Raw genomic sequence first — 26487 nt, 5'->3', positions numbered from 1 at the left:
GTGCGCATGGTAGTTCACTATTGGCATCTCAGTGCTCGCTGTGGTTCACTGTGGTGGTGCGCGAAGCTGAGCTAGTAGCCCGTGAGGCAGTCGACACTGCAGTCGACATCTGGAACAAGTCCGGTCTGTCGGCGGCTTTCAGTAGTCTCGCCACCCTGGTTTGGAGTAGGAATCAAGATCGACACGAGCCCGAGCTAGGGGACGATTCGACTACGCTGGGCACTTTATGTGCGCGCAATCTCTCGAACTTGATTGAGCGCGAGATGTGTGGCACGGGCGGCGAGGGCGGTGGTGTCAAAGAGCCGAGCGGCAGTGGTCAGCTGGAATGCGGCTGGGGAACTCCCGGACTGGTCTTCTCTAAGCCGCATGGAGCGCTTCAACTGACGTTGAGTGGGCGGCACTTCTTCGTGATGAAGGCGCCGCTTGCGGCTGGCCGGACCCTGGGCTGGGACTCGATGGTCAACTGGGACGGCGAGTCCGACACGCGGCAGCGTATTGCTCAGACCAACAGCGAGGAACTTGGGAGCTACTTCACGCCTGCGTCAGGGCAAGGCACGATCTGGTCTCACCTCTCGGACAAGCCCGCCTCCGCCCTTCGTGAGTTCCTCGTGGTGTGGGCGGGGGAGCCTGGGCGCAGTCAGACCGCCGGATGGATGACTCTCCCTGGAATCGGGGACGCGCCTTTCATTGCGAAGTCCACGCTTTGGTTTGACGAGGCGGAAGCTTCCGGTGTCGCTGGGACTACTTCGGTGGCTCCGCAAGGCCCGAACTTCGATAAGCGACCGACACCGGCGCCGATTATCAAGATCAAGATGCGCCCGAGCGATGAGGGTCAGGGGTGAGCTCTGAGAGCCGTCTGCGAGCAGGCTCAACCGACTTCGACCCGAGTCGTCTCACTGTCGCTCGCCGGTTACGCGGCATGACCAAGGCGGATCTGGCGCGCGCGTTGGGGGTAACACCAACCGCCATCACGCAGTACGAAAAAGCCACCCGCCCGACACAAGCTGTGCTTGCGCAGATATGCCTAGTTCTCGGGATGCCGCGAGAGTTTTTCGGAGCCGGCAATCCAATGACATTGCTTCCCGCTTCTGGTGCGCATTTCCGGTCCTTGCGGGCGACGTCGGCGAAGGCTCGTGAGCAGGTACTTGCTTACGGCGAGCTCTGTCTCGAGCTTGTTGAGCTGCTGGGACACTACGTCGACCTGCCCGAGGTTGCGCTACCTGAGCTGAAGTTGCCAGTGGAGATTACACCCGAGGCCATCCTTCACGCCGCTGCCGAAGTTCGACGTCAGTGGGGCATCGAAGCTGGGCCGATCCCTTCGGTTGTTCAGCTGCTGGAGGCGCACGGCGTGGTAGTTATTCGACTCCCGCGAGGTACTGACGCAATGGTTGATGCGCTGTCCACCCAGTCCGGGGGGCGACCGCTTGTCTTCTTAAGCCCGTCCAAGGATGACAAGGCGCGCTCGCGATTCGATGCCGCTCACGAGTTGGGCCATCTCGTTCTGCACCCGGACACTGAGCCTGGTTCAAAACTGGTTGAGCGCGAGGCCAATTCGTTTGCGTCCGAATTGCTGATGCCTCAGGACGAGATATTTAGGCAACTTCCATCTCGAATTGACTGGCCCAAGCTTCACGATTTGAAGCGGCACTGGGGTGTGAGCCTGCGTGCCCTCGTGTTCCGAGCCCACAGCTTGGGTCGACTTAGTGATGCGTCTTACCGGCGTGCGAACCAGCAGTTGTCCGTGTGGGGTCTGCCCGAACCTGGCCCGCTCGGTCCAGCCGAGTCACCCCAGATGCTAGGCGTGGCTAGGGATTTGCTGGCTGATCACGGCGTCGACCTTTCGAGCGTTCTGGCTCAGGGTCGGATCGCTGTTGAGGTCACGGAGGCCGTTCTCGCTGCGGGGAGCAAGATGCGACCTCGAGTCGATCTCGCCTAGCACAGGCCGTAGGCCGACATAAGATAAGTTATCGGCGGTGAGCTCCGGCAAGGTACAGGCGACCCGAAGAACGCAGAACGGTCGTTGCTGTAGGAGTCGGTCGCGCGCTACTTCTACGGGCACTCCGATCTCCATCGCTTACGACTGCGAGTCGACCGCGAGGCCATCCTGTTCGTGGAGGTCGAGCTGGGTGGCCGTAACGCCGCCCGACGGTTCGTCGGTCTCCTCGGCTCCGGCCGTCGAGAACAAGAGCGCCATCGCAGCTACGACCGCATTGACGCCGCCAACCGGACCTGGGGCTCAGGCCACCGGGCGGTTGGCCTCCGCCCACCGCTTCTCCTGAGCGCTGCCGAATGGGGGAGGCTCGTGGCCGTCGACCCACCAGAGCTCGCGCGGGGTCTCGTCGACGTGGAACTCGCTGTACAGGCCGCGGCCGGTGGTGAAGGGCGCGAGCAGGTCGTGGATCGCGCTGCTGAGGCCGCGGCGCTGCTCGGGTCCTTCGCTGTGGACGGCGATGTGCTCGATGACGAACCGGACCGCGTCGACGGCCGGTTCGCCGCCGATGAGGAACGACTCGCGGTCGTGCTCCTCGAACACCGTCACGACGTAGAACGCGGGGAGCCCGATACGGGTGTAGAAACCGGTGACCGCGCGGGCGAGGTCGCGCTTGTCGTCGGCCGTGTAGGTGCCGGTGGCGGTGTGGATGGTCCAGAGGGGCACGGGGTGCTCCGTCCTGTCGGTCGGGTCGGGTGGGAGGAACGGTCAACCCAGCGGGAGGGCGAGGCCCTCCACGGGGCCGGACAGCGCCGCCTTGAAGTGGCGGGTGACGTCGTCGACGAGCACCTCGGTCTCGCCGGCCTCGACCCCCCTCATCACGATGTCGGCGACCGTCGCGGGAGCCAGCTTCTCGCCCGGCATGGCCGCCACCATCTCGGTGTCCGCGAACCCCAGGTGCACGCCGACGACCAGCGTCTCCTGGGCGGCGAGCTCGGAACGGATCGAGTTGGTCATCGACCAGAGGGCGGCCTTGGAGGCGCCGTACGGGCCGGACCCCGAGGCCCACGACAGCAGCGAGTGCAGGGTGACCAGGGCGCCGCCGCCGTTGGCGCCGAGCACGGGGGCGAAGGCGCGCGAGACGCGCAGGGCGCCGAAGACGTTGGTCTCGAAGGTCGCGACGACGTCGGACATCGGACCGGTCAGCAGCGAGGTCGGGTGGAGCACGCCGGCGTTGTTGACCACGAGGGTCGCGTCGGCGGCACGCTCGGCGAGCGCCCGCACGGACTCCTCGTCGTCAACGTCGAGGGCGACTGCCTCGACGCGGGGGTCGTCGGTCGGGGCGGGGACGCGCGCGGTGGCGTAGACCTTGGCGGCCCCGCGGTCGAGCAGGGCCTGGGTGAAGGCCCGGCCGAGCCCGCGCTGGCCCCCGGTCACGACCGCAACCGCTCCCTGGATGGTGCTCATCTGCTTCTCCTCGGTCGGTGTCGTGGCGCAGGGACCTGCGTCACGCCCGTCCGATATTGACACTGTCAACATCGATGGGCAAGGGTCATGTTGACATCGTCCACTTCTGAAGGAGCCCTCGTGCCCCGCAAGCCGCTGGTGCTGCTCACCGTGTGCCTGGCCGCACTGACCATCAACCTCAGCACCATGATCGTGAACGTCGCGCTGCCGACGATCGCGCAGGACCTCGACGCCGGCACGCGGTCGCTCCTGTGGATCGTGGACGGCTACAACCTCGCCTTCGCCGCGCTGGTGCTGGCGATGGGGAGCCTCTCCGACCGCTTCGGGCGTCGGCCGGCGCTCGTGCTGGGCCTGGCCGGCTTCGCGGTCACCAACGGGGCCGCCGCTCTTGTCGACACCAGCGGCGCCCTCATCGCGCTCAGGTTCGCGATGGGCACCTTCGCGGCCCTCATCTTCCCCACGACGTTGTCGATTATCGCCAACACCTTCACCGACCGCCGCGAGCGGGCCTCCGCCCTGGGGCTGTGGGGCGCCTCGGTCGGCGTCGGTGTCGCGCTCGGCCCGGTGGGTGGCGGTCTGCTGCTCGAGCACTTCTCGTGGGCCAGCGTCTTCTGGGCCCTCGTGCCGGTCAGCCTCCTCACGATGGCGATGACGCTCGCCTTCGTGCCCGAGTCGCGCGACCCCTCGGTGCCGCGCGTCGACCGCCCCGGCTTCGTGCTCTCCGTTGCGGCGCTCGGCACGCTCACCTGGACCATCATCGAGGCCCCCGAGCACGGCTGGAGAAGCCTTGAGACCGTCGCGGGGTTCACGGTCGCCGCGGCGCTGGTGGTCGTGTTCGTGCTCGTCGAGCGCGCCGTCGAGCACCCGATGATCGACGTGACCCTGTTCCTCGACCGCCGGTTCAGCGCCGCTTGCGCTGCGGTCACCGTCGCCTTCTTCGCGCTGTTCGGGTTCATCTTCCTCATCACGCAGTTCTTCCAGTTCGTGCGGGACTACTCACCGCTCGAGACGGGTCTGCGCTTCCTGCCGGTGGCGACCGCCATCGCCGTGGCGTCGATCGTGGGGGCGCGGCTGGCGCCCCGCCTCGGTACCAGGGCCGTCGTCACGCCCGGCCTCGTGCTCCTGGGCGCGGCGTTCCTCTGGATCTCGACCATCTCGGCCGACGTCCCCTACTCCACGGTGGTCGTGCCCCAGATGGTCCTGCTCGGTCTCGGCATCGGCCTGGTCAGCACCCCGGCGACCGAGTCGATCATGCAGGTGCTGCCGCCTGCTCGCGCCGGCGTCGGCTCCGCGGTCAACGACGCGACCCGTGAGCTGGGCGGCACGCTGGGCGTCGCGGTCGTCGGCTCGCTGTTCTCGTCGCAGTACGGCGACCAGCTCGTCCGGCTCCTCGCGGGCCGGGTCGACGCTGCCACGGCGCAGGAGGCCGCCGACTCGGTCGGGTTCGCGGACGCCCTCGCCGCGCAGGTGCCGGGCCTGGGGAGCGCCGTCGACGCGGCGTTCCTCGACGGCCTCGCCCTGGGGTGCGTCGTCGTCGGGGTGCTGTGCCTCGTTGGTGCGCTCGCGGCCGTGCTCGCCCTGCCGGGCGACCGCTACGACCCGCTCGCGGACGAGGCTCCGGGCGACCCCGAGCCGGCCCCTGCGCCGTCGTCCCCTCGACTACGGTGAGTCCATGACCGGTGCCGCCTACCACCACGGCCGCCTGCGGGAGGCCCTGGTCGAGGAGGCGGTCGCGGCGGCGCGAGCGCATGGCCCCGGCGGCGTCGGGCTTCGCGAGCTGGCCCGACGCGTCGGGGTCTCCCACAACGCCGCATACCGCCACTTCGCCCACCGCGAGGACCTGCTCGTCGCGGTGGCGGACCACGCCATGACCGAGGTGGTGGGCGCGATGCGGGTGCGTCTGGCCGACCTCGACGCCGGTGGCGGCAGCGTGGAGGTCGCGCCCGTCCTCCGGGCGCGTCGGCGGTTGACCGCGATCGGTCGGGCGTACGTCGACTACGCGCTGCGTGAGCCGGGGCTCTTCCAGGCCGCGTTCGCCGCCCTCGCCGGCGACGGTGACTGGCGCCGCCGTGGGCAGGGCCCGCTCGACCTGCTGGGCGAGGCCCTCGACGAGCTCGTCGACGTCGGCTTCCTCGCCCCTGCCGCGCGACCGGGCGCCGAGGTGACCTGCTGGTCCGCGGTGCACGGTTTTGCCATGCTCACCGTCGCGGGTCCGTTGGCCGGGGTGGCCGTGCTGGACAGGGCGGCGACCCTCGACACCGTGCTCACCTCCATCGACCGGTCCTACGCCGCCACCACCGGCTCGGCGGCGGACCCGGCCGACTTGATTGCCGGGACATAGTGACAGGGCCTCGGTGGCCTGCGCAGCGACCGACTACCGGGAGCCGCTAGGCAGTGACACCGCCTCTGCGGCCTCACTCCCGACAGGGCTTCGACCTCGCTTGTTCGGGGTCTCGACGACGTGCAGGTGTGGATGTCGCCCAACCCCAGATGCACGCACAAGCCCCCTCGCGGCGGGCCCAACCTCTCCCGTTCCCGAGCCGTCCGCGGGCGGCTCCGATTGCGTCGTGAACAGATTGAGCCAATGACCTGCAATCTGGCGGGTGGGCGTTCGCGGTGGCCATCATCAATGTAGAGCGACACAAATAAGTTATCGACGAGGTCCGGTCCGTGGCGTCTGTTGCGTGTGTGGACGACTGCGGGGCCGTGGCGGGGCCTACTCGGGTACGGAGGCGACCTGGCCCGCGCGGCGCAGGCTGTCGGCCACGAAGCCGCTCTTCTTGAGGTCCTCCACGACGTCGTCCAAGAGCTCGACGACCCGGGCACCGCGCTCGCGCGGCACGGCGAGCGCCTGGCGGATGGCCTGGAAGGCGGGTTCGAGCACGCGGAGGCCGTGTGCCTGGGCGAGCTGCTCCGTCGGCTGGCGCACTCCGGAGAGGACGTCGAGGTGCTGGTCGACGAAGACGTCGATCACCTCGTCGCCGCGCACGATCGTCGCGTTCCGGACGGTGCGGGTGAGGTAGAGGTCGTAGGCCGAGCCCCGGCGCACGGCGATCGTGGTGCCGGCGACGTCGACGTCGTCGATCACCACCGTGGTCGATCCCGGGCGCACGGCGAAGACGCCCTCGATCCCGACGTACAGCCTCGTGAAGCGCACCCCTGCCTCGCGGGCCGGCTCGACGGCCAGGAAACCCAGGTCGACCTCGGTGTCGACGAGCGCGGCGTAGGAGTCGCGCGCCGCTCCGACGGGGCGCAGCTCGAGGTCGACCCCGAGCCGCCGAGCCAGCTCGGTGGCGATGTCGACGGTGACGCCCGTCGGCGCGTCCGGAGTGCCCTGGACGAGCACGGGGTTGCCGAGGTTGATGACGGCACGCAGCGTGCCGTGCGGGCAGAGGGTCTCGCGCAGGGCGTCGATCGCCCCCCGTTCCTCGACGCCGCGGCGGCGGCCCACCGCGCCGGTCGCACCGAGCCGCCGCTGCTGGCGGACCTCGCAGGAGCCAGGGTCCTGCAGTACGTCGGCGACTCCGTGACGACCGACCACATCTGCCCGGCCGGGCGCATCCCGTCGGGCAGCCCCGCCGGCCGCTACCTGCGCGGGCAGGGGGTCGACGTCTCCGAGCTCAACAGCTACGCCTCGCGGCGCGGCAACTGGCAGGTGATGAGGCGCGGCGGGTTCGCGAACCCGCGCCTGCGCAACCGCCTCTCCGAGGGAGGACCCGGCGGACTCACCGCCGACCTGACCGCACCCCTCCCCTACCCCGTCGAGGAGGTCGATACCGTCGCGGACCGCTATGCCGCCGCGGGCGTGCCGCTCGTCGTCCTCGGCGGCCAGGAGTACGGCACCGGCTCCTCGCGCGACTGGGCCGCCAAGGTGACCGCCCTCCTGGGCGTCCGTGCGGTCATCGCGGAGTCCTACGAGCGCATCCACCGGTCCAACCTCGTCGGCATGGGCGTCCTGCCGCTGCAGTTCGCCGACGGCGACTCGGCCACCTCGCTGGGGCTCGACGGGTCCGAGGTGCTCGCCGTGGAGGGGCTGGCCGGCCGCGCGTCGGCGCCCCCGAGGCTCACCGTCACCGCGACCCACCCGGTGGGCGGTGCGGTCACGACCTTCACCGTCACGACGCGGCTCGACACGCCGCGCGAGCAGCTCTACCACCGCTACGGCGGCGTCCTGCCCTACGTCCTCCGGTCGACGCTCGAACGGCTCGCGCCGCCCGCACCAGCCGACCCCGCCTGACGTCAGGTGGCAGGGCGGGCGGGCGAGCCAGTGCCACGCTGGCCAGCACGACGTCGATGGCGTCCACCGCGGTAGTCCTTCCACGAGGCGGCCGCGCGGCGCCTGGCCAAACAGATGGGCCAGCCGAGGCCCGGATCGCGCAGCGATCCCACGATCACTCCGCCGCGGTCTACGGATGAATGTCACGAGGAGGAGAGAAGGCCACGGCAGCCCTCGCCAGCAGGGATCGACTTGCCCAAGCATCCCCCGTGTACCGCCCACCCGCCGGGGCTGAATCAGGACGCTTTGGGCTCAGAGCCTTCACATTGCCCAAGGCAGCGATGCGGATCTGGTATCGCAGGCGCCTTGCTATGGCGCACGGTAGACCGCTTGCCCGTCAACCAGGGTCAGTGCGGGTCGAGCCTCGCTGATGTCGTGGTGACCCAGGATGGGCTGATCAAGCAGCACGAGATCGGCGAGCTTGCCGACCGCAATGGAGCCAGCCTCGTCCTCGATCCCGTTGGCGTAGGCAGAACCCGTCGTGTAGGCCTCGATCGCGGTCTCGACCGTGAGCGCCTGGCGGGGTTCCAGCGGCACTCGCTGAGCATCGTCGCCCGTTCCGTGGGGATCTCCTGGGGGAGCTGTGCGCGTGACCGCCGTGTAGATGGCCCACAACGGGTTGGGATCGGTCACCGGCCAGTCGCTTCCCATGGCGAACCGCGCACCGGAACGGTAGAGGTCGCCGAACGGGAAATGCTGTCGCTCGCGCTCTGTTCCGAGGAGCGGCAGCTTGCGCTCGACGATCTCGCGGTCGCGTCGTGCCCACAGCGCCTGAATATTGGCAATCACGTCGAGCTCGGCGAATCGCGGGATGTCAGCGCGGTCGACCACGTCGAGGTGGGCGATCTGGTGACGTCTCTCGGCTCCCGCCGGACCAACAGACTCCAGGGCGTCCAGACATTCCCGCACCGCTCGGTCGCCGACGGCGTGCATATGGATCTGAAATCCATGATCGCTGAGAGCCCGACTGATGCCGGCCAGCTCGTCGGGATCGATGAACGAGATCCCAGTGGGGGTGTCGTGCGCAGGATTTCCGCTGTAGGGGTTGAGCATCGCTCCGGTGCAGTTCTCGCACACGCCGTCTTGCATGATCTTGACGCTGGTGGCTCTGAAACGGTTGCGGCGGCTGCGCTCGCGCTTGTCGAGCAGTCCATCGATCTGCTCCAGCCCGGCAGCGGCTTCCCACCACAGCGCGCCGACCACCCTCGCCGTGAGCTCGCCGCGGTCAGCGAGGCGGAGGTACACGTCGAGCGGGTCCGCCATCCCCCACAACGGGCCGACCAGGGCGTCCTGCCAGGACGTGACGCCGAATCTGTGCAGGTAGGCCTGGGCGGTCAATAGCGCGGAGTCGAGCTCCTGGTCGGTGATCGGGGGGAGGAGCCCGGTGACCAGGTCGCCGGCCCGCTCCACGAGCACCCCCGTTGCTCGACCGTCGCGGTCGCGATTGATCCGGCCCAACGGGGGGTCGGGTGTGCGCTCGTCGATCCCTGCCCGCTCCAGGGCGCGGGAGTTGGCCCACACCCCGTGTCCGTCGTGGCTCACGAGGACCGCAGGGCGGTCAGGGATGACGGAGTCGAGCTGCTGGCGGGTCGGCAGACCCCCCGGGAACGTGTCGCCGTACCAGCCGTTGCCCGCGATCCACTCCGCCTCGGGATGGTCCTTCGCGTAGGAGTCGATGCGGTCCAGGTAGCGCCCCAGGTCGTGCGGCAGGTCGGCCAGGTTGCAGGTCATGAGCTGAACGCCTGCGGCCATGGGGTGGACGTGGGCGTCGACGAATCCTGGCAGCAGTGTGGCTCCGGCGGCGTCGATCACCTCCGTCCTAGGCCCGGCAAGGTGGGCGAGAGAGGTGCTGCTGATCTGCTCGATACGACCGTCGCGCACGGCGACCGAGGTCGCCTGGGGATGGTCGTGGACTTGGGCGTCGATGAAGACGAGGTCGGGGTCGGTCACGGTGATGGGCTCCCGGTTCTGTTCGTTCAGTTGGCGGCGAGCTCGTCGAAGGGCCGGTGAGCGCCGGAAAGGGTGCTGGTGTCTCGTCCCCGGGCAGCGACGGCGTAGTACAGACCGCCCGATACGACGAGCCCGACGACCCAGGCGAGGTCGACTCCGTGGAGCGAGGTCGCGACCGGGCCGACGTACTGCGGAAGGACCGCGAACGGCACCTGTACCGCGAGCCCGACCGCGTAGACGGCCAGGGCCACGATGTTCCACTGTCCGTAGCGCCCGCCGTCGCGCTCGAAGAACGACGCGACGTCGTAGGACCCGTGCCGGATGAGGAAGTAGTCGATCAGGTTGATGGCGGACCACGGGATCAACACGTAGAGCAGGATGGTGATGAAGCTGGTGAAGTCGGCGAGGAAGTTGTCGGTGGCGACGAGGGCGACCGCGGCTCCGAGGAGGAGCAGCGCGAACGACGTGACGAGTCGGCCGCGGGCTCGTGGGATCCAGCCCGGCCGGACGTTCTCCACCAGGGTCAGGGTGGTCAGCGTGGCACAGTAGACGTTGCCGGCATTGCCCAGCATCGAGCTCAGCGCAAAGGCCATGAGGATGGTGGTGGCGAGGCTTCCCGTCGTTTCGTCGATGCCGAGGATCGGATCACCGGTCGAGGAGAGCGCGCCGAGGAGAGCCCCGAAAGCCATCATGAGGACTCCGCTGAGCAGCGAGCCGGCGAACGTGCCCCAGAACGCCGATCGACTGCCGACGCCGGCAGGAAGGTAGCGGGAGTAGTCCGAAACGTAGGGGGCGTACGCGATCTGCCACACGGCCCCGACCGCGAGCATCGAGAAGAAACCGGTGGCGGTGAGGCCGCCCTGCTGAAGCACCGACGCCGGTACGCCATCCGAGACGATCTTCGCCAGGGCCAGCACCACGAGCGTGCCGATGACGATCGCGGAGACGGTGAGTAGCAGCTTGATCAGCCGCAGGCCGATCACCATCACTCCCATGCTCACGACGAGCGCAAGGCCGATGGCGGCGTTCGTCGAGATGGAGGGGAACACCGAGCTCAACGACTGCGAGCCCACCACGAGGTTCGAGATGTAGAACCCCATGAACATCACGGTCGCCACGACCACGATGAGCGCGGCGCCGCGCGAGCCGAATTGTCCGCGGGCCTGGAGCATCTGCGGGACCCCGAGGCTCGGGCCCTGCGAGGCGTGCAGAGCCATCAGCACGCCGCCGATGACGTTGCCGAGCACGATGGCGAGCACGCCCCACCAGAAGGGAAGGGCGAACAGGGTGGTGGCGAGCCCGCCGGTCACGACAGTGAGCGGAAGCATGTTGACGCCGAGCCAGATCCCGACGAGTCCGAGCGCGGAGCCGTTTCGTTCGTCGGCGGGAACCGGGCCGATCGTGTTGCGTTCGATGAGGCCACGCGACGTCGCGGTGATGTCTCGTTCTGAGCTCATGTTCATCCTGTCCGTCGGATGCCGGCTCGGCCCGTGAGGCCGCCACCTGCATCGGTGTGGCGGCAGTCTTGATCAGCCGCCATCTTCTGAACAAGGCTTGTGATCCCCCGTTTACATCTGTTCTGCAGATGACGCGATCCCACAAAAATGGGGACCTCGGTTCGGTCGCCGTCAGGCCTCGATCCGGTCGGACGCTCCCGGGCGCTGGGCACACGCCACCGTCGGTGCGCTGCCGAGCACCGCTCGCCCGTCGATGCGACTGCGAAACGTCGCCGTTACTCCACCGACATCGGAGCAGGATCCTCGGCGCTGTCCGCATTCCGCCCCGCGACTGTCAAGCACGTCCGGATGAAGGCGTGCACCTTGCGCGTCGGGCGGGCGGCGCGCACCCGTACAGCCACGACATCCAGCGGGGGCAGGTCGTCATCGAGCGTGAGGCACACGACCGACCCCCCGCGGTACGTCTGGTCGTGCAACGGTCGCTGGTTGAGGATGGCGAAACCCTGTCCGGCTGCGACCATGGCGCGCACGGTCTCGTAGCCACGAGTGCGGTGCCGCACCTGCGGCTGGACGCCCACCGTCTCGAAAAGGGCTCGGAAGTAGTCGGCCGTGTGTGGGAGGTCCAGCATCACGACGGGTTCTGACGCCAGATCGGCGAGCCGGATGGATGTCTTGCGTGCCAGCGGGTGCGCGACGCCGAGCACGACGTACGGAGCGGCCGATGCGATCGTCACCGTCTCGAGATCGTCCTCGAGGTCGTAGGCGTACATCAGTGCCGCCTCGCACTCACCCTCGCGCAGCATTCGTTTCAGAGTGGCATGCTCACCCTCTCGCGCGGTGATCCGCACGGCCGGGTGCCGCTGCGTGTAGCTGGCAACCAGGTCTGGCAGCCAGAACGGGGCCAGCGTCTCGAAGCACCCGACCACCAGGTCCCCTGCCAGTTCCTGCCCGGCGTCGGTCGCTGAATCCGCCAGTTCCTGGCAGTGCGCGAGGAAGCCTCGAAGCTCGGCGTAAAAGTCGCGGCCGGCCGAGGTGAGCGCCAACCCCCGCGATCGGCTACGTAGCAGCAACTGCACGCCCAGCTCGCGCTCGAGCTGGGCGACCGCCGTCGAGATCGCGGACTGCGAGACCAGCAGCTGGCGCGACGCCGCGGTCATGCTGCCGAGCTCAGCGGCCGCGGCGAAGTACCGCAGCTGCACCAAGGTGAAGGACGGTGTCTTCATCGCTTCCTCACGCTCCCGACCGAGGTGCTCCCATGAGACGCGCGTAGAGCCGCGTCAAGCACGGCGCCCGTCTCGCGCTCGGCGAGCGCACGCAGCAGCCCGCGGCCCCGCTCCGGCGAGAGTCGTGAGTTGCGGGCAACCACGTGAAGTCCGAGTGCGTCCTCGAGGGCGACGAAGGTCTCGGCGACCTCGCGTGCGGGAGCGCCAAGCGAAAGGGACCCGGCGGCTCTGCCCCGTTCCAGCACGACCTCGTACAACGACACCTCCTGCTCCCACAGCGCTGACATGAGCGCGGCGTGAGACGGGCTCCGCGCCGCATGCACATGCAGCTCGTAGAGCACCCGGCACAACAGATCGTCAGCGGTAGCAGGGACCCCGCGGTCGACCAGCTCGGCGAGCTGGTCGACCGGATCCTCGTGTGCCTCCGCTGCGGCGCGACGCGCCGCGCAGAAGCGCTCGGACGCGTGGGCGTGGACGTCCAGGACCAGGTCATCGAGGTGGCGGTAGTAGTAGCTGACCAAGGCGGCAGAGATGCCGGCCTGTTCGGCGACGTCGCGCACCCGCAGGCCGGACACCCCGGTGGCGGCGATGGCGCGTGCACCCGCCTCGACGATGACGCGCTTGCGCTCACGTTGATCCTTCGGACGAGGCATGCCTGAATTATCTATGCGCCACATCAAAGAATCCAGACGTACGAACCCCTTGATCCGAAAGGTCATCTGGGCTTGGATCCGTGACACCCCGATATTCTTTGTGATTCACAATAAAGAATCGGTGCGGGCGTCCGCCCGCACGACCCCGCTCGGTCCCCCTGGAGGCTCCGCATGTCGATCGACACCGCCACCCCCCGCCACCCCCTCGCTCGTCTCACGACCGAGGAGATCGAACGCAACCGTACGGTCCTCGATGAGGCGGGCCTCATCAGCACACACACCCGGTTTGCCCTGGTCATGCTCGACGAGCCCGGGAAGCACGAGGTCCTGGCATGGACCCCCGGGACCGCATGGGAACGCCGGATCAGGTCGACCTTGCTGGACCGTTCCTCGGGCGCGGTCAGCGAGGTGGTCGTCTCCCTAACCCGGGGCACAGTGGCGACCAGCCGGGACATAGACGTGACCAAGGAGGGGCAGCCACCGATCATGGCCGAGGAGTTCGAGCTCGTCGAGAAGATCCTGTGGGCTGACGAATCGTGGTGCGCCGCCATGGCGCTGCGCGGACTCACCACCCCGGAGCGCATCAGGATCTCCGCCCTCAGTGCCGGCGAGTTCGGGATCGAGGGCGAGTCCGGTCGGCGCCTCGTCCGCTGTCTGTCGTTCCTGCAGCTCGACGACATCGACAACGTGTGGGCCCACCCCGTCGACGGGATCGTCGCGTATGTCGACCTCATCACCCACGAGGTCCTCGAGCTGATCGACGAAGGAATCTACGACCTGCCCATCGAGCGCGCCGACTTCGAGGCGCCGTCGCTCCCGGAGCGCACCACGCAGAAGCCCATCGAGATCACGCAACCAGAAGGACCGAGCTTCGAGGTGGACGGCGACGTCGTTCGCTGGGAGAACTGGGAGTTCCGCATCGGCTTCGACCAGGTCGAGGGCCTGACGCTCCACCAGATCGGGTTCCGCGACGCCGACCGAGGCGGCCAAGTCCGGCCGATCATCTACCGTGCCTCCGTCGCCGAGATGGTGGTGCCCTACGGTGACCCGTCCCCAGTGCGCTTCTGGCAGAACTACTTCGACGCCGGGGAGTACTCGCTCGGCAAGGAGACCAACTCCCTGGCCCTCGGCTGCGATTGTCTCGGCGAGATCCACTACTTCAACGCCTCTGTGGCGGACGACCACGGCCGTGCTCGCACCATCGGCAACGCCATCTGCATGCACGAGGAAGATGCGGGCCTGCTCTGGAAGCACACTGACATGTACAACGGCACGTCCTCGACCAGGCGCCAACGCCGACTGGTGATCTCGTTCTTCATCACCGTAGGCAACTACGACTACGGCTTCTACTGGTACCTGTACCTGGACGGAACCATCGAGCTCGAGTGCAAGGCCACCGGCGTCGTGTTCGCGTCGTCCTACCCCAGCGCCGACGCCACGGGGGCGCCCTACCCCTGGGCCAGCGAGATCGCTCCTGGTGTCGCTGCGCCGTATCACCAGCACCTGTTCTCGGCGCGTCTCGACCTCATGATCGACGGGGTCGGCAATGCGGTCGACGAGGTAGACGCCCTCCGCGTGCCCGTGTCGGCGACCAACGCCTACGGCAACGCATTCACCCGACGGTCCACGCGCCTGCGACGGGAATCGGACGCAGCCCGCGAGGCCGACGGGAATGTGGGCCGCACCTGGCACCTCTCGAACCCGGACAGTCTGAACCGAGTGGGGCAGCCGGTCGGCTACAGCCTGCACCCCGAGGGCCAGCCCACCCTCATGGCCGACCCGTCGTCGTCGATCGCTCGCCGCGCGGCGTTCACGACCCGACACCTCTGGGTGACCGCCCAGGACGACGACCAGCGCTACCCATCGGGCCAGTACGTCAACCAGAACCCGGGCGCTACGGGCATCGACACCTGGGTGGCCGCCGACCGCGACATCGACGGAACCGACATCGTCGTGTGGCACACCTTCGGGCTCACGCACTTCCCCCGGCCCGAGGACTGGCCGATCATGCCCGTGGACCGCACGGGCTTCGTGCTGAAGCCGAACGGGTTCTTCGACCGCAATCCCGCGCTCGACGCCCCCCGTCCGCGCGCGGCCTGCCACCCCGCGACTGGCTCCTGCCACTGATCGGGACTGCGACGATGCACATCGCGATGGCGCTGCTGTGCTGTGGCGCCGCCGCCGTCATGACCGCGCGATCGAAGGGCGCTGCGTCGCGGGCTGCCCACGGTGCGGTGGCCGTCGCGATGGCAGGCATGGCGGTCAATATGCACCGGCCCATCCTGCTGTGCATCGCGGCTGGTGTCGGCGCGGGCGCGATACTGCTGTCCGTCGCCGCGGGTCACGCCGCATCGGCACCTGACGGCGCCACGACGTCCGCGGAACTGCGCCTCTGTGCCGTCGACCTGCACGTGTGTGCCGCGCTCATCCTGGTAGCAGCTCTCGCGCCCCTCTTCGGGTCGGCCGGGGCCGGGCAGGTCATCTCCCCCGACCCTCATCACGGGACTGGCGGCGATCGGACGGTCGTCACCGCCCTCCTCTTCGCAGTCACCTATGCCTGGGTGATTCGTCGACGACGAGGCGTCGAGGCCCTCCGCGGTGCCTGCGTCAAGGACCACCCCGACACCGCTCCTACGGTCCCCGGGCCGCACGCGGTGATGATCGCCGCGATGAGCGCGATGACCCTCGCGTGACGCACCCCGCGCAACCCGTTCCCAAGGCAACGCATCGCTTTTCCAGATATGAAACCCCGACAACATCTGTTGGACGGGACAGATCACGTCGGCGCACCATCGATCCACACGGCGCACCCCACGAGGGGCTGGGCAAACCCTGCAACGGAGGTTTCACATGATCGTCGAGGAGACCACTGTCGTCGTCGTCGGCGCTGGCCAGGCCGGCATCGCGGCGAGCGCCCACCTCAGCGACTTCGGCGTCGCCCACGTCGTGCTCGAGCGTGGCCGCGTCGCGGAGCAGTGGCGGACCGGTCGGTGGGACTCGCTCGTGGCCAACGGCCCCGCTTGGCACGACCGCTTCCCCGGACTGGAGTTCGACGACCTCGGACCCGACCAGTTCGCGTCCAAGGAGCGGGTCGCCTCCTACTTCGAGGCGTACGCCGAGAAGATCGCCGCCCCCGTCCGGTGCGGTGTCGAGGTGCTCTGCGTCACACGTCGCACCGGTGTCGACGGGTTCGTGGTCGAGACGAGCACCGGAACCATCCACGCGCGGTTCGTGATCGCTGCGACCGGCCCCTTCCACCACCCCGTCGTGCCGACGCTGGTGCCAGAGCGGGCCCCGGTGCAGCAGATCCACTCGCACACCTACCGCAACCCCTCCCAGCTGGCGCCGGGCGGAGTCATCGTCGTGGGCGCGGGCTCCTCGGGCGTCCAGATCGCCGATGAGCTTCGCCGTGCGGGGCGCGAGGTCTACCTGTCGGTGGGTCCGCACGACCGACCGCCCCGCTCCTACCGTGGTCGAGACTTCTGCTGGTGGCTCGGCGTCCTCGGCCTGTGGGATGCCGAGACCCCCCCCGAAGGGGCCTCCCACGTCACGATCGCCGTCAGCGGCGCTCGAGGCGGACACACGGTCGACTTCCGCGAGCTGTCGGCTGCCGGGATCGGGCTGGTGGGTATGACCGCTTCGTACGATCAAGGCGTCCTGCGCTTCGAGGACGACCTGGCAGACAACATCTCCCAAGGTGACGCCAACTACACGGCGCTCCTCGACGCCGCCGACGCCTACGTCGAGCGCACCGGAATCGACCTCCCGCCCGAGCCTCAGGCCCGAGACCTCGGACCCGATCCCGAGGCCCTCCGGAACCCCCGACGCGAGCTCGATCTCGCCGCGTCGGGTGTCTCAACGATCATCTGGGCCACCGGCTTCCGCCAGGACTTCGGCTGGCTCGACGCCGAGGCCGACGCCCTCGACGCCGCCGGTCGACCGGTGCACCGCCGCGGTGTCGGTGCCGCCCCCGGCATCTACTTCCTCGGTCTGCCCTGGCTCTCGCGACGCGGGTCCAGCTTCATCTGGGGCGTGTGGCACGACGCCCGTCACGTGGTGGACCACCTAGTGACGCAGCTCGGCTACCTGGAGTACCAGGCCCCGACCGACCTTGCGGAAGGAACCATCCGATGACCCACGCGGCTGACCACTGGAGGTCCCTCTCCTCGGTCCTGCGCCCACGGACCGATCTGTTCATCGACGGTGCCTTCCGCCCCAGCGCATCCGAGGAGCGGCGCCCGAGCATCAACCCCGCAACGGGTGCGGTCGTCGCGGAAGTGGCCGAGGCCGGGGTCGTTGACGTGGATCGGGCCGTCGACGCCGCCCGACGGGCCTTCGACGACGGCCGCTGGAGCCGCACCCCTCCAGCGCACCGCAAGGCGGTGCTGCTGCGGCTCGCTGACCTCATCCGGGCCCACGGCGATGAGCTCGCGGTGCTCGACACCATCGACGCCGGCAAGCTCATCTCCGACACCACCACGATCGACGTGCCCGGCTCCGCCGCGATCCTGCAGTGGTACGCCGAGTCGGTCGACAAGATCTACGGAGAGGTCGCCCCGACCGCACACGGCCAGCTCGCAATCGTCACCCGCGAGGCCCTCGGCGTCGTCGCTGCCATCATCCCCTGGAACTACCCGCTGGAGACGGCGGTGTGGAAGATCGCTCCCGCGCTCGCGATGGGCAACTCCGTCGTGCTCAAGCCCTCGGAGGAGTCACCGCTCTCGGTGCTGCGGCTCGCCGAGCTCGCGTCGGAAGCAGGCCTGCCGGACGGGGTGCTCCAGGTGCTCCCGGGTGCGGGCGACATCGTCGGCCGGGCTCTCGGCACCCACCCCGCCGTCGACGTCGTCACCTTCACCGGCTCGACGGCCGTGGGAAGGCAGTTCCTGCACTACAGCGCAGCGTCGAACATCAAACCGGTCTGGCTCGAGTGCGGCGGCAAGAGCGCAAACGTCGTACTGGCCGGAGTCGAGGATCTCGACGCTGTTGCCGACGGAGTCTGCGCCGGGATCTTCAGCAACCAGGGCCAGGTCTGCTCGGCCAACTCGCGTCTCGTCGTCGAGAGCTCGATCAAGGACGCACTAGTCGAGCGCGTCGTTGCACGCGCCATCGCGCTGACACCGGGGGACCCGCTCGACCCAGCCACCCGCATGGGCCCCCTGGTCAGCGCGACCCACGCGCGCCGGGTGCGCCACTTCATCGAGCTCGGCGCCGAGGAAGGAACCCTGCTGGCCGGTGGGCTCCACGTCGCAGGGGCTGCGACATCGGCGTTCGTGCCTCCTACCGTCATCGACGGCATCGGCGCCCGCGACCGCCTCGCCCAAGAGGAGGTCTTCGGTCCCGTGCTGGCGATCGTCGAGGTCGGCTCAGAGGAAGAAGCCATTGCCACGGCCAACGCCTCGCTCTACGGTCTGGCCGCATCCGTCTGGTCGGACGACCTGCGACAGGCGCATCGCGTGGCGGCGGCGCTCCGCGCCGGCACCGTATCGGTCAACACCGTCGATGCCCTCGACGTGACGACGCCCTTCGGGGGTTTCAAGCAGTCAGGTTTCGGGCGCGACCTCTCCCTCCACGCCCTGCTCAACTACACCGGGCTCAAGACGACCTGGTTCGCCAACGGTTGATGACTCGCCCCCACAGACAGGAAGACCCCATGGCCAATCCCCCCATCGTGGTCGGCGGCCACCGCCGCATCCGACCCTTCAACACGCGTGACACCTACCCCGAGCAGACCCTCGACAACGACCTCTGCCAGGCGGTGGTCGCAGGCAACACCGTCTACGTGCGCGGTCAGATCGGGCAGGACCTCGACACCAGCGAATCCGTGGGCATCGGCGACGTGGAGGCACAGGCAGAGCGAGCCATGGCCAACATCGACCTGCTCCTGCGAGAGTCCGGCAGCGCGCTGGAGCACCTCGTCAAGCTGACGATCTACATCGTGGACCCGCGCTACCGCGAGGCGGTCTACAACGCCGTGGGACGGTGGACCAAGGGCGTGCACCCCATCTCGACGGGGCTCGTGGTGACCGCCTTGGCGCGACCCGAGTGGCTCGTCGAGATCGACGCGATCGCAGTCTCCCCGGGAGACGACTCGTGACCTTCTCCGTGCTCGGGACCGACGGTCGCGGCGGTGTCGGGGTCGCGGTCGCCTCCTCCAGCCCCGCGGTCGCCGCGCGCTGTGTCCACCTCCGGGCGGGCATCGGCGGCGCCACGTCCCAGAACATCACCGACCCGCGGCTAGGTTCCGCCCTCCTCGACCGCCTCGCTGCCGGCGCCAGCGCTGAGGAAGCTCTCGCTGCGGTCACCTCCGCCGTGCCGGGGATCGACTACCGACAGCTCACCGTGCTCGGGCTCGACGGGCGATCCGCGGCGTTCTCGGGCAACCACACGCTGGGCACGCACCACCAGCGAACGGGCGTGGGGGTGGTCGTCGCGGGCAACATGCTAGCCGACACGGTCGTCGTCGACGTCATGGTCGACGCGTTCGGGTCCGGTCTCGAGACCAACCCCCCGCTCGGCTCCCCAACTGGCGGCGGCGGGCTGGAGCTCGAACGCCGGCTCCTCGCCTCGCTCGCTGCCGGGCTGCAGGCCGGCGGTGAAGCCGGTCCCGTGCACTCAGCGGGTCTCGCAGTCGTACGCACCGCGCCCTGGCTCGAGACGGACCTACGTGTCGACTGGAGCGACACCCCGGTCGCCGACCTCAGCGACCTGCTTGATCTGTGGCTCCCCCAGCGAGACGCCTACGTGCAGCGCGCCCTCGACCCCGCCACCTCCCCCTCCTACGGCGTTGCGGGAGACGACAGATGACCACCGACCCGACGGGCCGCCCCGCCGACCGCGCCGAGGCCGCTCGGGTGGTCAACCGAGACCGTGACGTGCTGGTCGGGCTCTCCGAGAGACTGCACGCGAACCCCGAGACGGCCTGGGAGGAGCACCGCGCCGCCGCGTGGGTCGCCGCGCCCCTCGCCGACTCCGGGTTCACCGTGACCCCCGGGTACCTCGGACTCGACACCGCCTTCCACGCGCGGATCGGATCCGGGCCGTTCCGGGTCGGCCTGTGCGCGGAGTACGACGCACTTCCCGGACTCGGACACGCCTGCGGGCACAACCTGATCGCCGCCATCACCGTCGGTGCCGCCCGGGCCCTCGCGCCACTGGCCGACAGCGCCGGTCTGACGGTCGAGGTCGTCGGCACCCCCGCCGAGGAGGGCGGCGGCGGAAAGATCGAGCTACTGGACCGTGGGGCCTTCCAGGACCTCGACCTCGCCATGATGGCGCATCCCGCGCCCGTCGACGTCGCCGAGGCGAGGCCGTTCGCAGTCTCGCACTCCCACGTCACCTACACCGGACGCTCCGCCCACGCGGCGGCGTACCCCGAGCAGGGGATCAACGCGGCCGACGCCTTCACCGTCGCCCAGGTGGCCGTCGGCCTCCTGCGCCAGCAGCTGCCCCCGAGCGTGCGCGTGCACGGGGTGATGACGCACGGAGGCGCAGCACCGAACGCCATCCCGGCGCGCACGGAGGGCCGCTGGTACGTACGCGCCGAGACACTCGAGGAGCTCGCCGAGGTCGAGCCCCGCATCTGGCGCTGCTTCGAGGCCGGCGCCCACGCCACCGGGTGCGAGCTGGAGATCGTGCCCGAGAGCAAGCCCTACGCCGAGTTCCGCACCGACGACGCCGCCCTGTCGGCCTACCGGCGCAACGCCGAGGCGCTCGGTCGCACCTTCGCCACCGGGAGCACCGCCGCGCGAATGAACCGTGCCTCGACAGACATGGGCAACGTCTCGCAAGTCGTGCCGGCCATCCACCCGTACATCGGAATCGGTTCGCTGCCGGCCACGAACCACCAGCCCGAGTTTGCAGCGCACTGTGTCGGGGTGGCCGCTGAGCACGCGCTCACCGACGCTGCGACCGCACTGGCCCACACGGCGCTCGACGTCGCGGCGGCTCGGACGTGACCGCCCCGGAGCGGCCCAAGGGTCCCATGCGAACCGAGCGCGACTCCCTCGGCCCCATCGACGTACCGGCCGACGCCTACTGGGGGGCACACACCGCGCGGGCGCTTGAGAACTTCACCGTCAGCGGCATCCCCGTCGGGCGACACCGGGGCCTGGTTGCTGCGCTGGGCGCGGTCAAGATGGCCACAACACGGGCGAACGCGCGGATCGGCCTCCTCACCGCCGCCCACCACGACGTCGTCTTCCAAGCGGCGGGTGAGCTGCGTAGCGGCCGATTCGACGACCAGCTCGTGGTCGACGTCGTCCAGGGAGGCGCGGGCACCTCGACCAACATGAATGTCAACGAGGTGCTGGCCAACCGAGCCCTCGAGTTGTTGGGTCAGCCTCGCGGTGCCTACGACGTGCTCCACCCCATCGACCACGTCAACCGATCGCAGTCCACCAACGACGTCTATCCCACCGCGGTGCGGATCGCGTTCGTGCTCGCCACGGACGAGCTCAGCAGCGCCGTGACAGCGCTCGCAGACGCCTTCGCCAGAAAGGCGACGCAGTACCGCACCGTGGCCAAGATGGGCCGCACTCAACTGCAGGACGCCGTCCCCATGACGGTAGGTCAGGAGCTGGGCGCCTTTGCCATCACCCTCCGCGAGGAGGTCGCGAGACTGCGCGACGTACGAAGCCTGATGTGCGAGGTCAACCTCGGTGCCACGGCCATCGGAACCGGCATCACTGCCGACCCCGGGTACGCGCAACGGGTTGTCCCCGACCTAGCCGCCGTCACCGGGCTCCCGCTGGTACGGGCCCACGACCTCGTGGCGGCGACCAGCGATACCGGCGCTTTCGTGCAGGGATCCAGCGTCCTGAAACGCTTGGCGGTGAAACTGTCAAAGATCGCCAACGACCTGCGTCTACTGTCGTCGGGGCCACAAGCCGGCCTCGGCGAACTCTTGCTGCCCCCACGACAGGCCGGATCGAGCATTATGCCGGGCAAGGTCAACCCGGTCATCCCCGAGATGGTGAACCAGGTGGCGTTCTGGGTCGTCGGCACCGACATGACGGTGACCATGGCCGCGGAGGGCGGCCAGCTGCAGCTCAACGCCTTCGAGCCCATCATCTGCCACGGCCTGCTCCAAGGAGCCGCGTGGCTCACGAACGCGATGGACTCGCTGCGGCTCCTATGCGTGGACGACTTGGCAGTGGACCTTCAAGGCGTCGCCGTCAAGGTTGCCCGGAACGCCGGGCTGGCAACAGCACTCACACCCACCCTGGGCTACAACCGATCAGCAGAGATCGCGGAGGGTGCGCTCGCGGGAAAGGGCACGGTGCAAGAGCTCGCCGTAGCCACCGGACTACTCACTGCCGACGCGGCCCACGTGCTCCTGCACCCCGAGACGCTCGCGAATCTCGCCACCGTGGCATCACACGATGGCCAGCCCGTGGCCGCCGACCCTTGGGTGCAGGGCGCCTGAGCGGCCCGCCCGCCCCGCAGCTCGCCAAGCCGCTACCGCCTCGGCGTATGGACACCGTCTGGGCGGGATGGCTGGGCGCTGATCACGTCCGGTAGCTGCAGCGACCCAGCGCGCCCGGCGCCTGTTGACTGAGGGCGCGGGGGCTGATCGTGGACGCGACCGGTCAGCCGGCAGACCCGTGCGGGCTGCGACCGGCAGCCCTCCGCACGGCTGCCTCGGCGTCGGCGGTCGCGAGATCGGTGTTGATGCTGGCGCCCGCGAGGGCGCCCGCGGCGGCGGAGGCCCCGACCTGGGCGGTCAGCTCGGTGACGTTGCCGGCCACCCACACACCGGGCACGTCGGTGGCGCCGGCCACGCCGGACGCGAAGGAGTGGCCCACGTTCTGCACGGCCCTCACCGGCAGGCCCAGGCCCTCCAGGCCCTGGGTGCGGGCCTGGAGCGGCGCGGCGATCGCGACGACCCGACGGGCCACGACCTCTCCGTCGGCCAGACGCAGGCCCGCGAGCTCGCCGTCACCGTCGTCGACGACCCGCTCGACGGGGGTGTCGACGACGCGGATGCCGAGGGCGGCGAACCGGACGCGGCTGTCGTCGTCGAGGTCGATGCCGTTCACGAAGTAGACGAGGTCGTCGGTCAGCTGACGGAAGAGCAACGCGTGGGCGACGGACACCGGGCCGGTGGCCAGAATGCCGATGGGCTCGTCGCGCACCTCCCAGCCGTGGCAGTAGGGGCAGTGCACGACGCTGTGGCCCCAGTGCTCGGCGAGCCCGGGCACCTCCGGCAGCACGTCCGTGAGGCCGGTGGCCACGAGGACGCGGCGCGCCGAGATGCGGCCGCCGTCGGCCAGGGTGACGGTGAAGCGCAGGTCCCCGTCCGGCGACGGGGCGGCGAGCTCGGCCGCGACCACCTCGCCGGACACGACGCGTCCGCCGTACTGACGGACGTGGTCCCGGCCGCGTCGGAGGATCTCCGACGGAGGGGTCCCGTCCAGGGCGAGCAGGCCGTGCACGGCCTCCGCCGGCGCGTTGCGCGGGGAACCGCTGTCGATCACGACGACCGATCGGCGGGAGCGGGCGAGGATCAGCGCACCGTTCAACCCTGCGGCACCCCCGCCGATCACGACCGCGTCGACGGTCGTCCCGTCCAGCGCGTCGCCCTGGTCGGGGTAGCTCGTCGCGTTCGTCGTGCTGTGCGTGGTGAGGTCGGTCATGGTCAGGGGTCCTTTCGTTCGGTCTGGCGGCGTTCGGTCGACGGGTGCTCGCGGGTGGGGGCGGCGGGTCTAGTGGACGCCCTCGAGGTGCTTCCCTACCGACGCCGTCGGGGTTGCCGGGGTCGTAACCGTCTGGGGGTCGCGATCGACGTCGGTGGGCGCGGAGCCGCGACGGCCTGGGAGGACCGCGAGGACGAGCAGCGTTCCCACGCCCATGATGATTCCGCCGACGAGGCTCGTGTGAGCGACGCCGTGGGCGAATGCTTGGTGGACGGCTTCCAGGACGGCCTGGGCCTGCTCCGCGCCAGCCGCCGGGTCCTGCGCGATCTGCCCTGCCACGCCCAGGCCACCACCGACCGAGTCCTTTGCGACCGCCATGGCCTCCGCCGTGAGCCCGTCGCCGGCGAGGTCGGTCAGCTTGTCCCGGTAGGCAGTGCCGAGGATCGAGCCCAGCACAGCGATACCCAGGGCCCCGCCCAGCTCGAGCGCCGTGTCGTTGACACCCCCGCCGACGCCCAGCTCGGACTCGGGGAAGGAACCCATGATCGTGTCGGTCGCGGGCGCGCTGCTCAGCCCCAGTGCGAAGCCCAGCATCATGAGCGGTGCCACGAAGTCGCCGTACGTCGACGCGTCGTCGATCTGCGTCAGGAGGACCATGGCGCCCGTGCCAAAGACCATGCCGGTCACGACCATGGTCCTCACCCCCAGCTTCGGAGTGAACTTCCCGGTCACCATGGACCCGAGGAAGACGGCTCCGCCAAGCGGCAGCAGCCGGACTCCAGTGGCGAGTGCGTCGTAGCCCAGTACGAACTGCAGGAACTGCGTCGAGTAGTACAGCACGGCGAACGTGCCGAAGAAGAAGAAGAGGATGGCGAGCACCGAGCCGGTGAACGGTCGATGCGCGAACTTCCGGACGTTCAGCATCGGGTGGGGGTGTCGCAGCTCCCACGCTACGAAAGCAGCCAGGCCGAGCGCGGCGACGACGGCGGCGACGACGGGTCCGGCGCTCCACCCCGAGTGTGGGCCCTCGATGGCGACATAGATCAAGGAACCGACGGTCACGATCGACAGCAGGCCACCGATGTAGTCGATGCGGCCCATGCCGTCCGCCTTCGACGGCGGCACCAGTGCGAGCGCGCCGACCACGGCCAGGAGGGCGACCGGCACGTTGATCAGGAAGGTCGAGGCCCAGCCGCGATCTTCCAGCAGCCATCCGGACACCAGTGGGCCGGTGGCGACGGCGACCCCGGACGTCGCGGCCCAGATGGTGATGGCCTTGATGCGCTCACCACGGGGGAAGGTGGCGACCAGCAGCGACAACGTGGCCGGCATCACGACCGCGGCGCCTACCCCCATGATCGCGCGCGCCAGGATGACCAGCGAGGTCTCGTCGACCATGCTCCCCATCACCGAACCGCCGGCGAAGACCAGCAGGCCGAGCACGAGCGCCCCACGCCGGCTGTACTTGTCCCCGAGAGATCCCAGCACCAGCATGAGCGCCGCGTAGGGAACGGTGTAGCTGTCGACGACCCACTGCAGATCGCTACTGCTCAGGCCGAGGTCGGCGGTCATGTCAGGGGCAGCCACGACCAGTGAGGTGTTCGCCATCACGGTGACCAGCAAGCTCAAGCAGAGCACGAGAAGGGCCCACCAGCGCCGGGCGTAGGGCCCGGACATCTGGGAGACGGGTGTGGTGACCAGCAAGGACATTGGAAACTCCTGGGATGGTGGGCCGCTGCGGGGTCGCTGGACAGCCGAGCAGGTGAACGGGTGGGGGTGGGGGGACCCGCTGGTCGGTCCGGGCCGCGGTGCGTCCGGCGATCGCCTCGAGGGCCTCGGCGTGCAGGACGTGACCGAGGCAGAAGGCGACCTGGCTCTCGCTCGGGGCCGCGAACCGGTGGCGGTCGTCGAACTCCGGGGCAGGATGCAGCCGAGACTGGTGGACGACCGACGCCATGGTCGATCAGAGCGAGCAGGTCGCCGGTCAGGGGCGCGAAGCCGAACGGCGCGGCGGTCCGGTCGGCCACCCGGGCGGACGTCGGGTCAGCTCGCGAGCCGGTTGAGCTTGCGGATCTGCCTGTCGAAGGCGCGCGAGGGCACGAGGCGGCGCAGGAGGCTCACGCGGGTGGCCATGGAACCGGCGGTGTAGCGGACCCGGGGCGTGGCGTCCGTGGAGGCCGCGACGACCGCCTTCGCGACGACGCCGGCGTCGTCAGCGACCCGCAGGGCCTGTGCCAGCACGTCCCGCGCGACCGCCCGCTGCCCGGCGTAGACCGGCAGGGGCGAATCGGGCTCCATGCTGCGCGCCTCGAAGCTCGTCCGGGTGTAGGCCGGCTCGACCAGCAGCATCCGGACGCCGTGCTCGCGGAGCTCGTGGTCGACGGACTCGGAGTAGCCCTCGACCGCGTGCTTGGTGGCCGCGTAGACCGCCATGAACGGAGCAGGGATGAGGCCGAGCACCGAGGAGACGTTGACGATGCGACCGCTCCTCTGGGCCCGCATGTGGGGCAGCACGGCGTTCGCCATCCGCATCAGCCCGAAGACGTTGACGTCGAAGACGCGCCTCGCCTGACCGATGGAGCTCTCCTCGCCAGCGCCGATCGCCCCCACTCCGGCGTTGTTGACCAGGACGTCGATGCGACCGAACAGCTCGATCACCTCGGCGACGACGGAACGGACGGACTCGTCGCTGGACACGTCGAGGTCGACGAGCGTCACGCCCTCGGGGGGCTCGACGTCGGCCGTGTCCCGACTCGTGCCCACCACCACGAAACCGGCGTCCACGAGGGCGAGCGCAGTGGCCCTGCCGATTCCGGACGACGCGCCTGTGACCAGGGCTACGGGAGCTGTCTGCATGCTGGTTCCTTCGATGGGTGGAGGTGCGCGTGGCGCCGAGA

Annotated in this window: 23 protein-coding genes; 13 read left to right on the top strand and 10 right to left on the bottom strand. The window is 69.3% G+C overall.

The window, feature by feature from the left end:
- Positions 1 to 248 precede the first annotated feature (248 nt).
- The gene (locus K329_RS30980) at positions 249 to 842 is read left to right on the top strand and encodes a hypothetical protein (protein WP_169721603.1); all 594 of its coding nucleotides are present in this window, start codon (positions 249 to 251) and stop codon (positions 840 to 842) included.
- A complete protein-coding gene (locus tag K329_RS30365) occupies positions 839 to 1936 on the top strand; it encodes an ImmA/IrrE family metallo-endopeptidase (protein WP_281169820.1) in 1098 nt (365 codons plus the stop codon). The genes K329_RS30980 and K329_RS30365 overlap by 4 nt, the downstream gene beginning before the upstream one ends.
- A gap of 300 nt (positions 1937 to 2236) precedes the next feature.
- Here K329_RS30365 and K329_RS0115535 read toward each other — a convergent pair whose 3' ends face one another.
- Positions 2237 to 2656 (bottom strand): tautomerase family protein, encoded by a 420-nt coding sequence (locus K329_RS0115535; RefSeq protein ID WP_028473772.1) that lies wholly within the window; start codon positions 2654 to 2656, stop codon positions 2237 to 2239.
- A gap of 42 nt (positions 2657 to 2698) precedes the next feature.
- Positions 2699 to 3397, bottom strand: a complete 699-nt coding sequence (locus K329_RS0115530) for an SDR family oxidoreductase (RefSeq protein ID WP_028473771.1) — start codon at positions 3395 to 3397, stop codon at positions 2699 to 2701.
- Positions 3398 to 3517: 120 nt separating this feature from the next.
- On the opposite strand from K329_RS0115530, the gene K329_RS0115525 reads away from it, so the two are divergent.
- Together K329_RS0115525 and K329_RS27205 are read left to right on the top strand one after the other, a co-directional pair.
- Entirely contained in the window at positions 3518 to 5065 is a 1548-nt protein-coding gene (locus K329_RS0115525) for an MFS transporter (RefSeq protein WP_028473770.1), read from the top strand.
- A 4-nt stretch (positions 5066 to 5069) separates the two neighbouring features.
- On the top strand, positions 5070 to 5738 hold the full coding sequence (locus tag K329_RS27205; RefSeq protein ID WP_052336972.1) for a TetR/AcrR family transcriptional regulator: 669 nt from the start codon (positions 5070 to 5072) through the stop codon (positions 5736 to 5738).
- Positions 5739 to 6113: 375 nt separating this feature from the next.
- Here K329_RS27205 and K329_RS0115515 read toward each other — a convergent pair whose 3' ends face one another.
- Positions 6114 to 6848, bottom strand: coding sequence for a transporter substrate-binding domain-containing protein (locus tag K329_RS0115515; RefSeq protein ID WP_052336971.1), 735 nt, complete (start codon positions 6846 to 6848; stop codon positions 6114 to 6116).
- A gap of 75 nt (positions 6849 to 6923) precedes the next feature.
- On the opposite strand from K329_RS0115515, the gene K329_RS0115510 reads away from it, so the two are divergent.
- Positions 6924 to 7634, top strand: coding sequence for a hypothetical protein (locus K329_RS0115510; RefSeq protein ID WP_245596576.1), 711 nt, complete (start codon positions 6924 to 6926; stop codon positions 7632 to 7634).
- 348 nt (positions 7635 to 7982) lie between these two features.
- Here K329_RS0115510 and K329_RS0115505 read toward each other — a convergent pair whose 3' ends face one another.
- The 4 genes from K329_RS0115505 to K329_RS27190 all read right to left on the bottom strand — a co-directional run bounded on the left by K329_RS0115505 (position 7983) and on the right by K329_RS27190 (position 12956).
- Complete coding sequence (locus K329_RS0115505) at positions 7983 to 9623, bottom strand: amidohydrolase (RefSeq protein WP_211225878.1); 1641 nt, start codon at positions 9621 to 9623, stop codon at positions 7983 to 7985.
- Positions 9624 to 9649: 26 nt separating this feature from the next.
- The gene (locus tag K329_RS27200) at positions 9650 to 11080 is read right to left on the bottom strand and encodes a purine-cytosine permease family protein (RefSeq protein WP_084541371.1); all 1431 of its coding nucleotides are present in this window, start codon (positions 11078 to 11080) and stop codon (positions 9650 to 9652) included.
- 275 nt (positions 11081 to 11355) lie between these two features.
- Entirely contained in the window at positions 11356 to 12303 is a 948-nt protein-coding gene (locus K329_RS27195; protein WP_052336970.1) for a LysR family transcriptional regulator, read from the bottom strand.
- Entirely contained in the window at positions 12300 to 12956 is a 657-nt protein-coding gene (locus K329_RS27190) for a TetR/AcrR family transcriptional regulator (RefSeq protein WP_084541370.1), read from the bottom strand. The genes K329_RS27195 and K329_RS27190 overlap by 4 nt, the downstream gene beginning before the upstream one ends.
- Positions 12957 to 13127: 171 nt before the next feature.
- On the opposite strand from K329_RS27190, the gene K329_RS0115485 reads away from it, so the two are divergent.
- The 8 genes from K329_RS0115485 (at position 13128) to K329_RS0115450 (ending at position 22380) form a co-directional block, all read left to right on the top strand.
- Positions 13128 to 15083, top strand: a complete 1956-nt coding sequence (locus K329_RS0115485) for a primary-amine oxidase (protein WP_043643838.1) — start codon at positions 13128 to 13130, stop codon at positions 15081 to 15083.
- A gap of 14 nt (positions 15084 to 15097) precedes the next feature.
- A complete protein-coding gene (locus K329_RS0115480) occupies positions 15098 to 15649 on the top strand; it encodes a hypothetical protein (protein ID WP_157571766.1) in 552 nt (183 codons plus the stop codon).
- A gap of 157 nt (positions 15650 to 15806) precedes the next feature.
- The gene (locus K329_RS0115475; protein ID WP_043643836.1) at positions 15807 to 17090 is read left to right on the top strand and encodes a flavin-containing monooxygenase; all 1284 of its coding nucleotides are present in this window, start codon (positions 15807 to 15809) and stop codon (positions 17088 to 17090) included.
- Entirely contained in the window at positions 17087 to 18577 is a 1491-nt protein-coding gene (locus K329_RS0115470) for an aldehyde dehydrogenase (RefSeq protein ID WP_028473763.1), read from the top strand. The genes K329_RS0115475 and K329_RS0115470 overlap by 4 nt, the downstream gene beginning before the upstream one ends.
- Before the next feature lie 29 nt (positions 18578 to 18606).
- Positions 18607 to 19050, top strand: coding sequence for a RidA family protein (locus K329_RS0115465; RefSeq protein WP_028473762.1), 444 nt, complete (start codon positions 18607 to 18609; stop codon positions 19048 to 19050).
- A complete protein-coding gene (locus K329_RS0115460; protein WP_028473761.1) occupies positions 19047 to 19760 on the top strand; it encodes a DUF1028 domain-containing protein in 714 nt (237 codons plus the stop codon). The genes K329_RS0115465 and K329_RS0115460 overlap by 4 nt, the downstream gene beginning before the upstream one ends.
- Entirely contained in the window at positions 19757 to 20911 is a 1155-nt protein-coding gene (locus tag K329_RS0115455) for a M20 family metallopeptidase (RefSeq protein WP_028473760.1), read from the top strand. Before K329_RS0115460 ends, K329_RS0115455 begins: the two co-directional genes overlap by 4 nt.
- Positions 20912 to 20937: 26 nt before the next feature.
- Positions 20938 to 22380 carry an aspartate ammonia-lyase gene (locus K329_RS0115450; protein ID WP_052336994.1) on the top strand — a complete coding sequence of 481 codons (1443 nt, stop codon included), beginning with the start codon at positions 20938 to 20940 and terminating at the stop codon, positions 22378 to 22380.
- Positions 22381 to 22543: 163 nt separating this feature from the next.
- Here the strand turns inward: K329_RS0115450 and K329_RS0115445 are convergent, their stop codons facing one another.
- From K329_RS0115445 to K329_RS0115435, 3 genes are all read right to left on the bottom strand, one after another.
- Positions 22544 to 23590, bottom strand: a complete 1047-nt coding sequence (locus tag K329_RS0115445) for an NAD(P)/FAD-dependent oxidoreductase (RefSeq protein ID WP_028473758.1) — start codon at positions 23588 to 23590, stop codon at positions 22544 to 22546.
- A gap of 69 nt (positions 23591 to 23659) precedes the next feature.
- Positions 23660 to 25300, bottom strand: a complete 1641-nt coding sequence (locus K329_RS27185) for an MFS transporter (protein WP_052336969.1) — start codon at positions 25298 to 25300, stop codon at positions 23660 to 23662.
- A gap of 333 nt (positions 25301 to 25633) precedes the next feature.
- A complete protein-coding gene (locus K329_RS0115435) occupies positions 25634 to 26446 on the bottom strand; it encodes an oxidoreductase (protein WP_028473757.1) in 813 nt (270 codons plus the stop codon).
- Positions 26447 to 26487: the final 41 nt, after the last annotated feature.

Origin of the sequence: Nocardioides alkalitolerans DSM 16699 (assembly GCF_000426525.1) — a bacterium.
GTDB lineage: Bacteria > Actinomycetota > Actinomycetes > Propionibacteriales > Nocardioidaceae > Nocardioides > Nocardioides alkalitolerans.
Note: the sequence above shows the minus strand (reverse complement) of the source record. Positions and strands in the feature narration are given on the sequence as shown.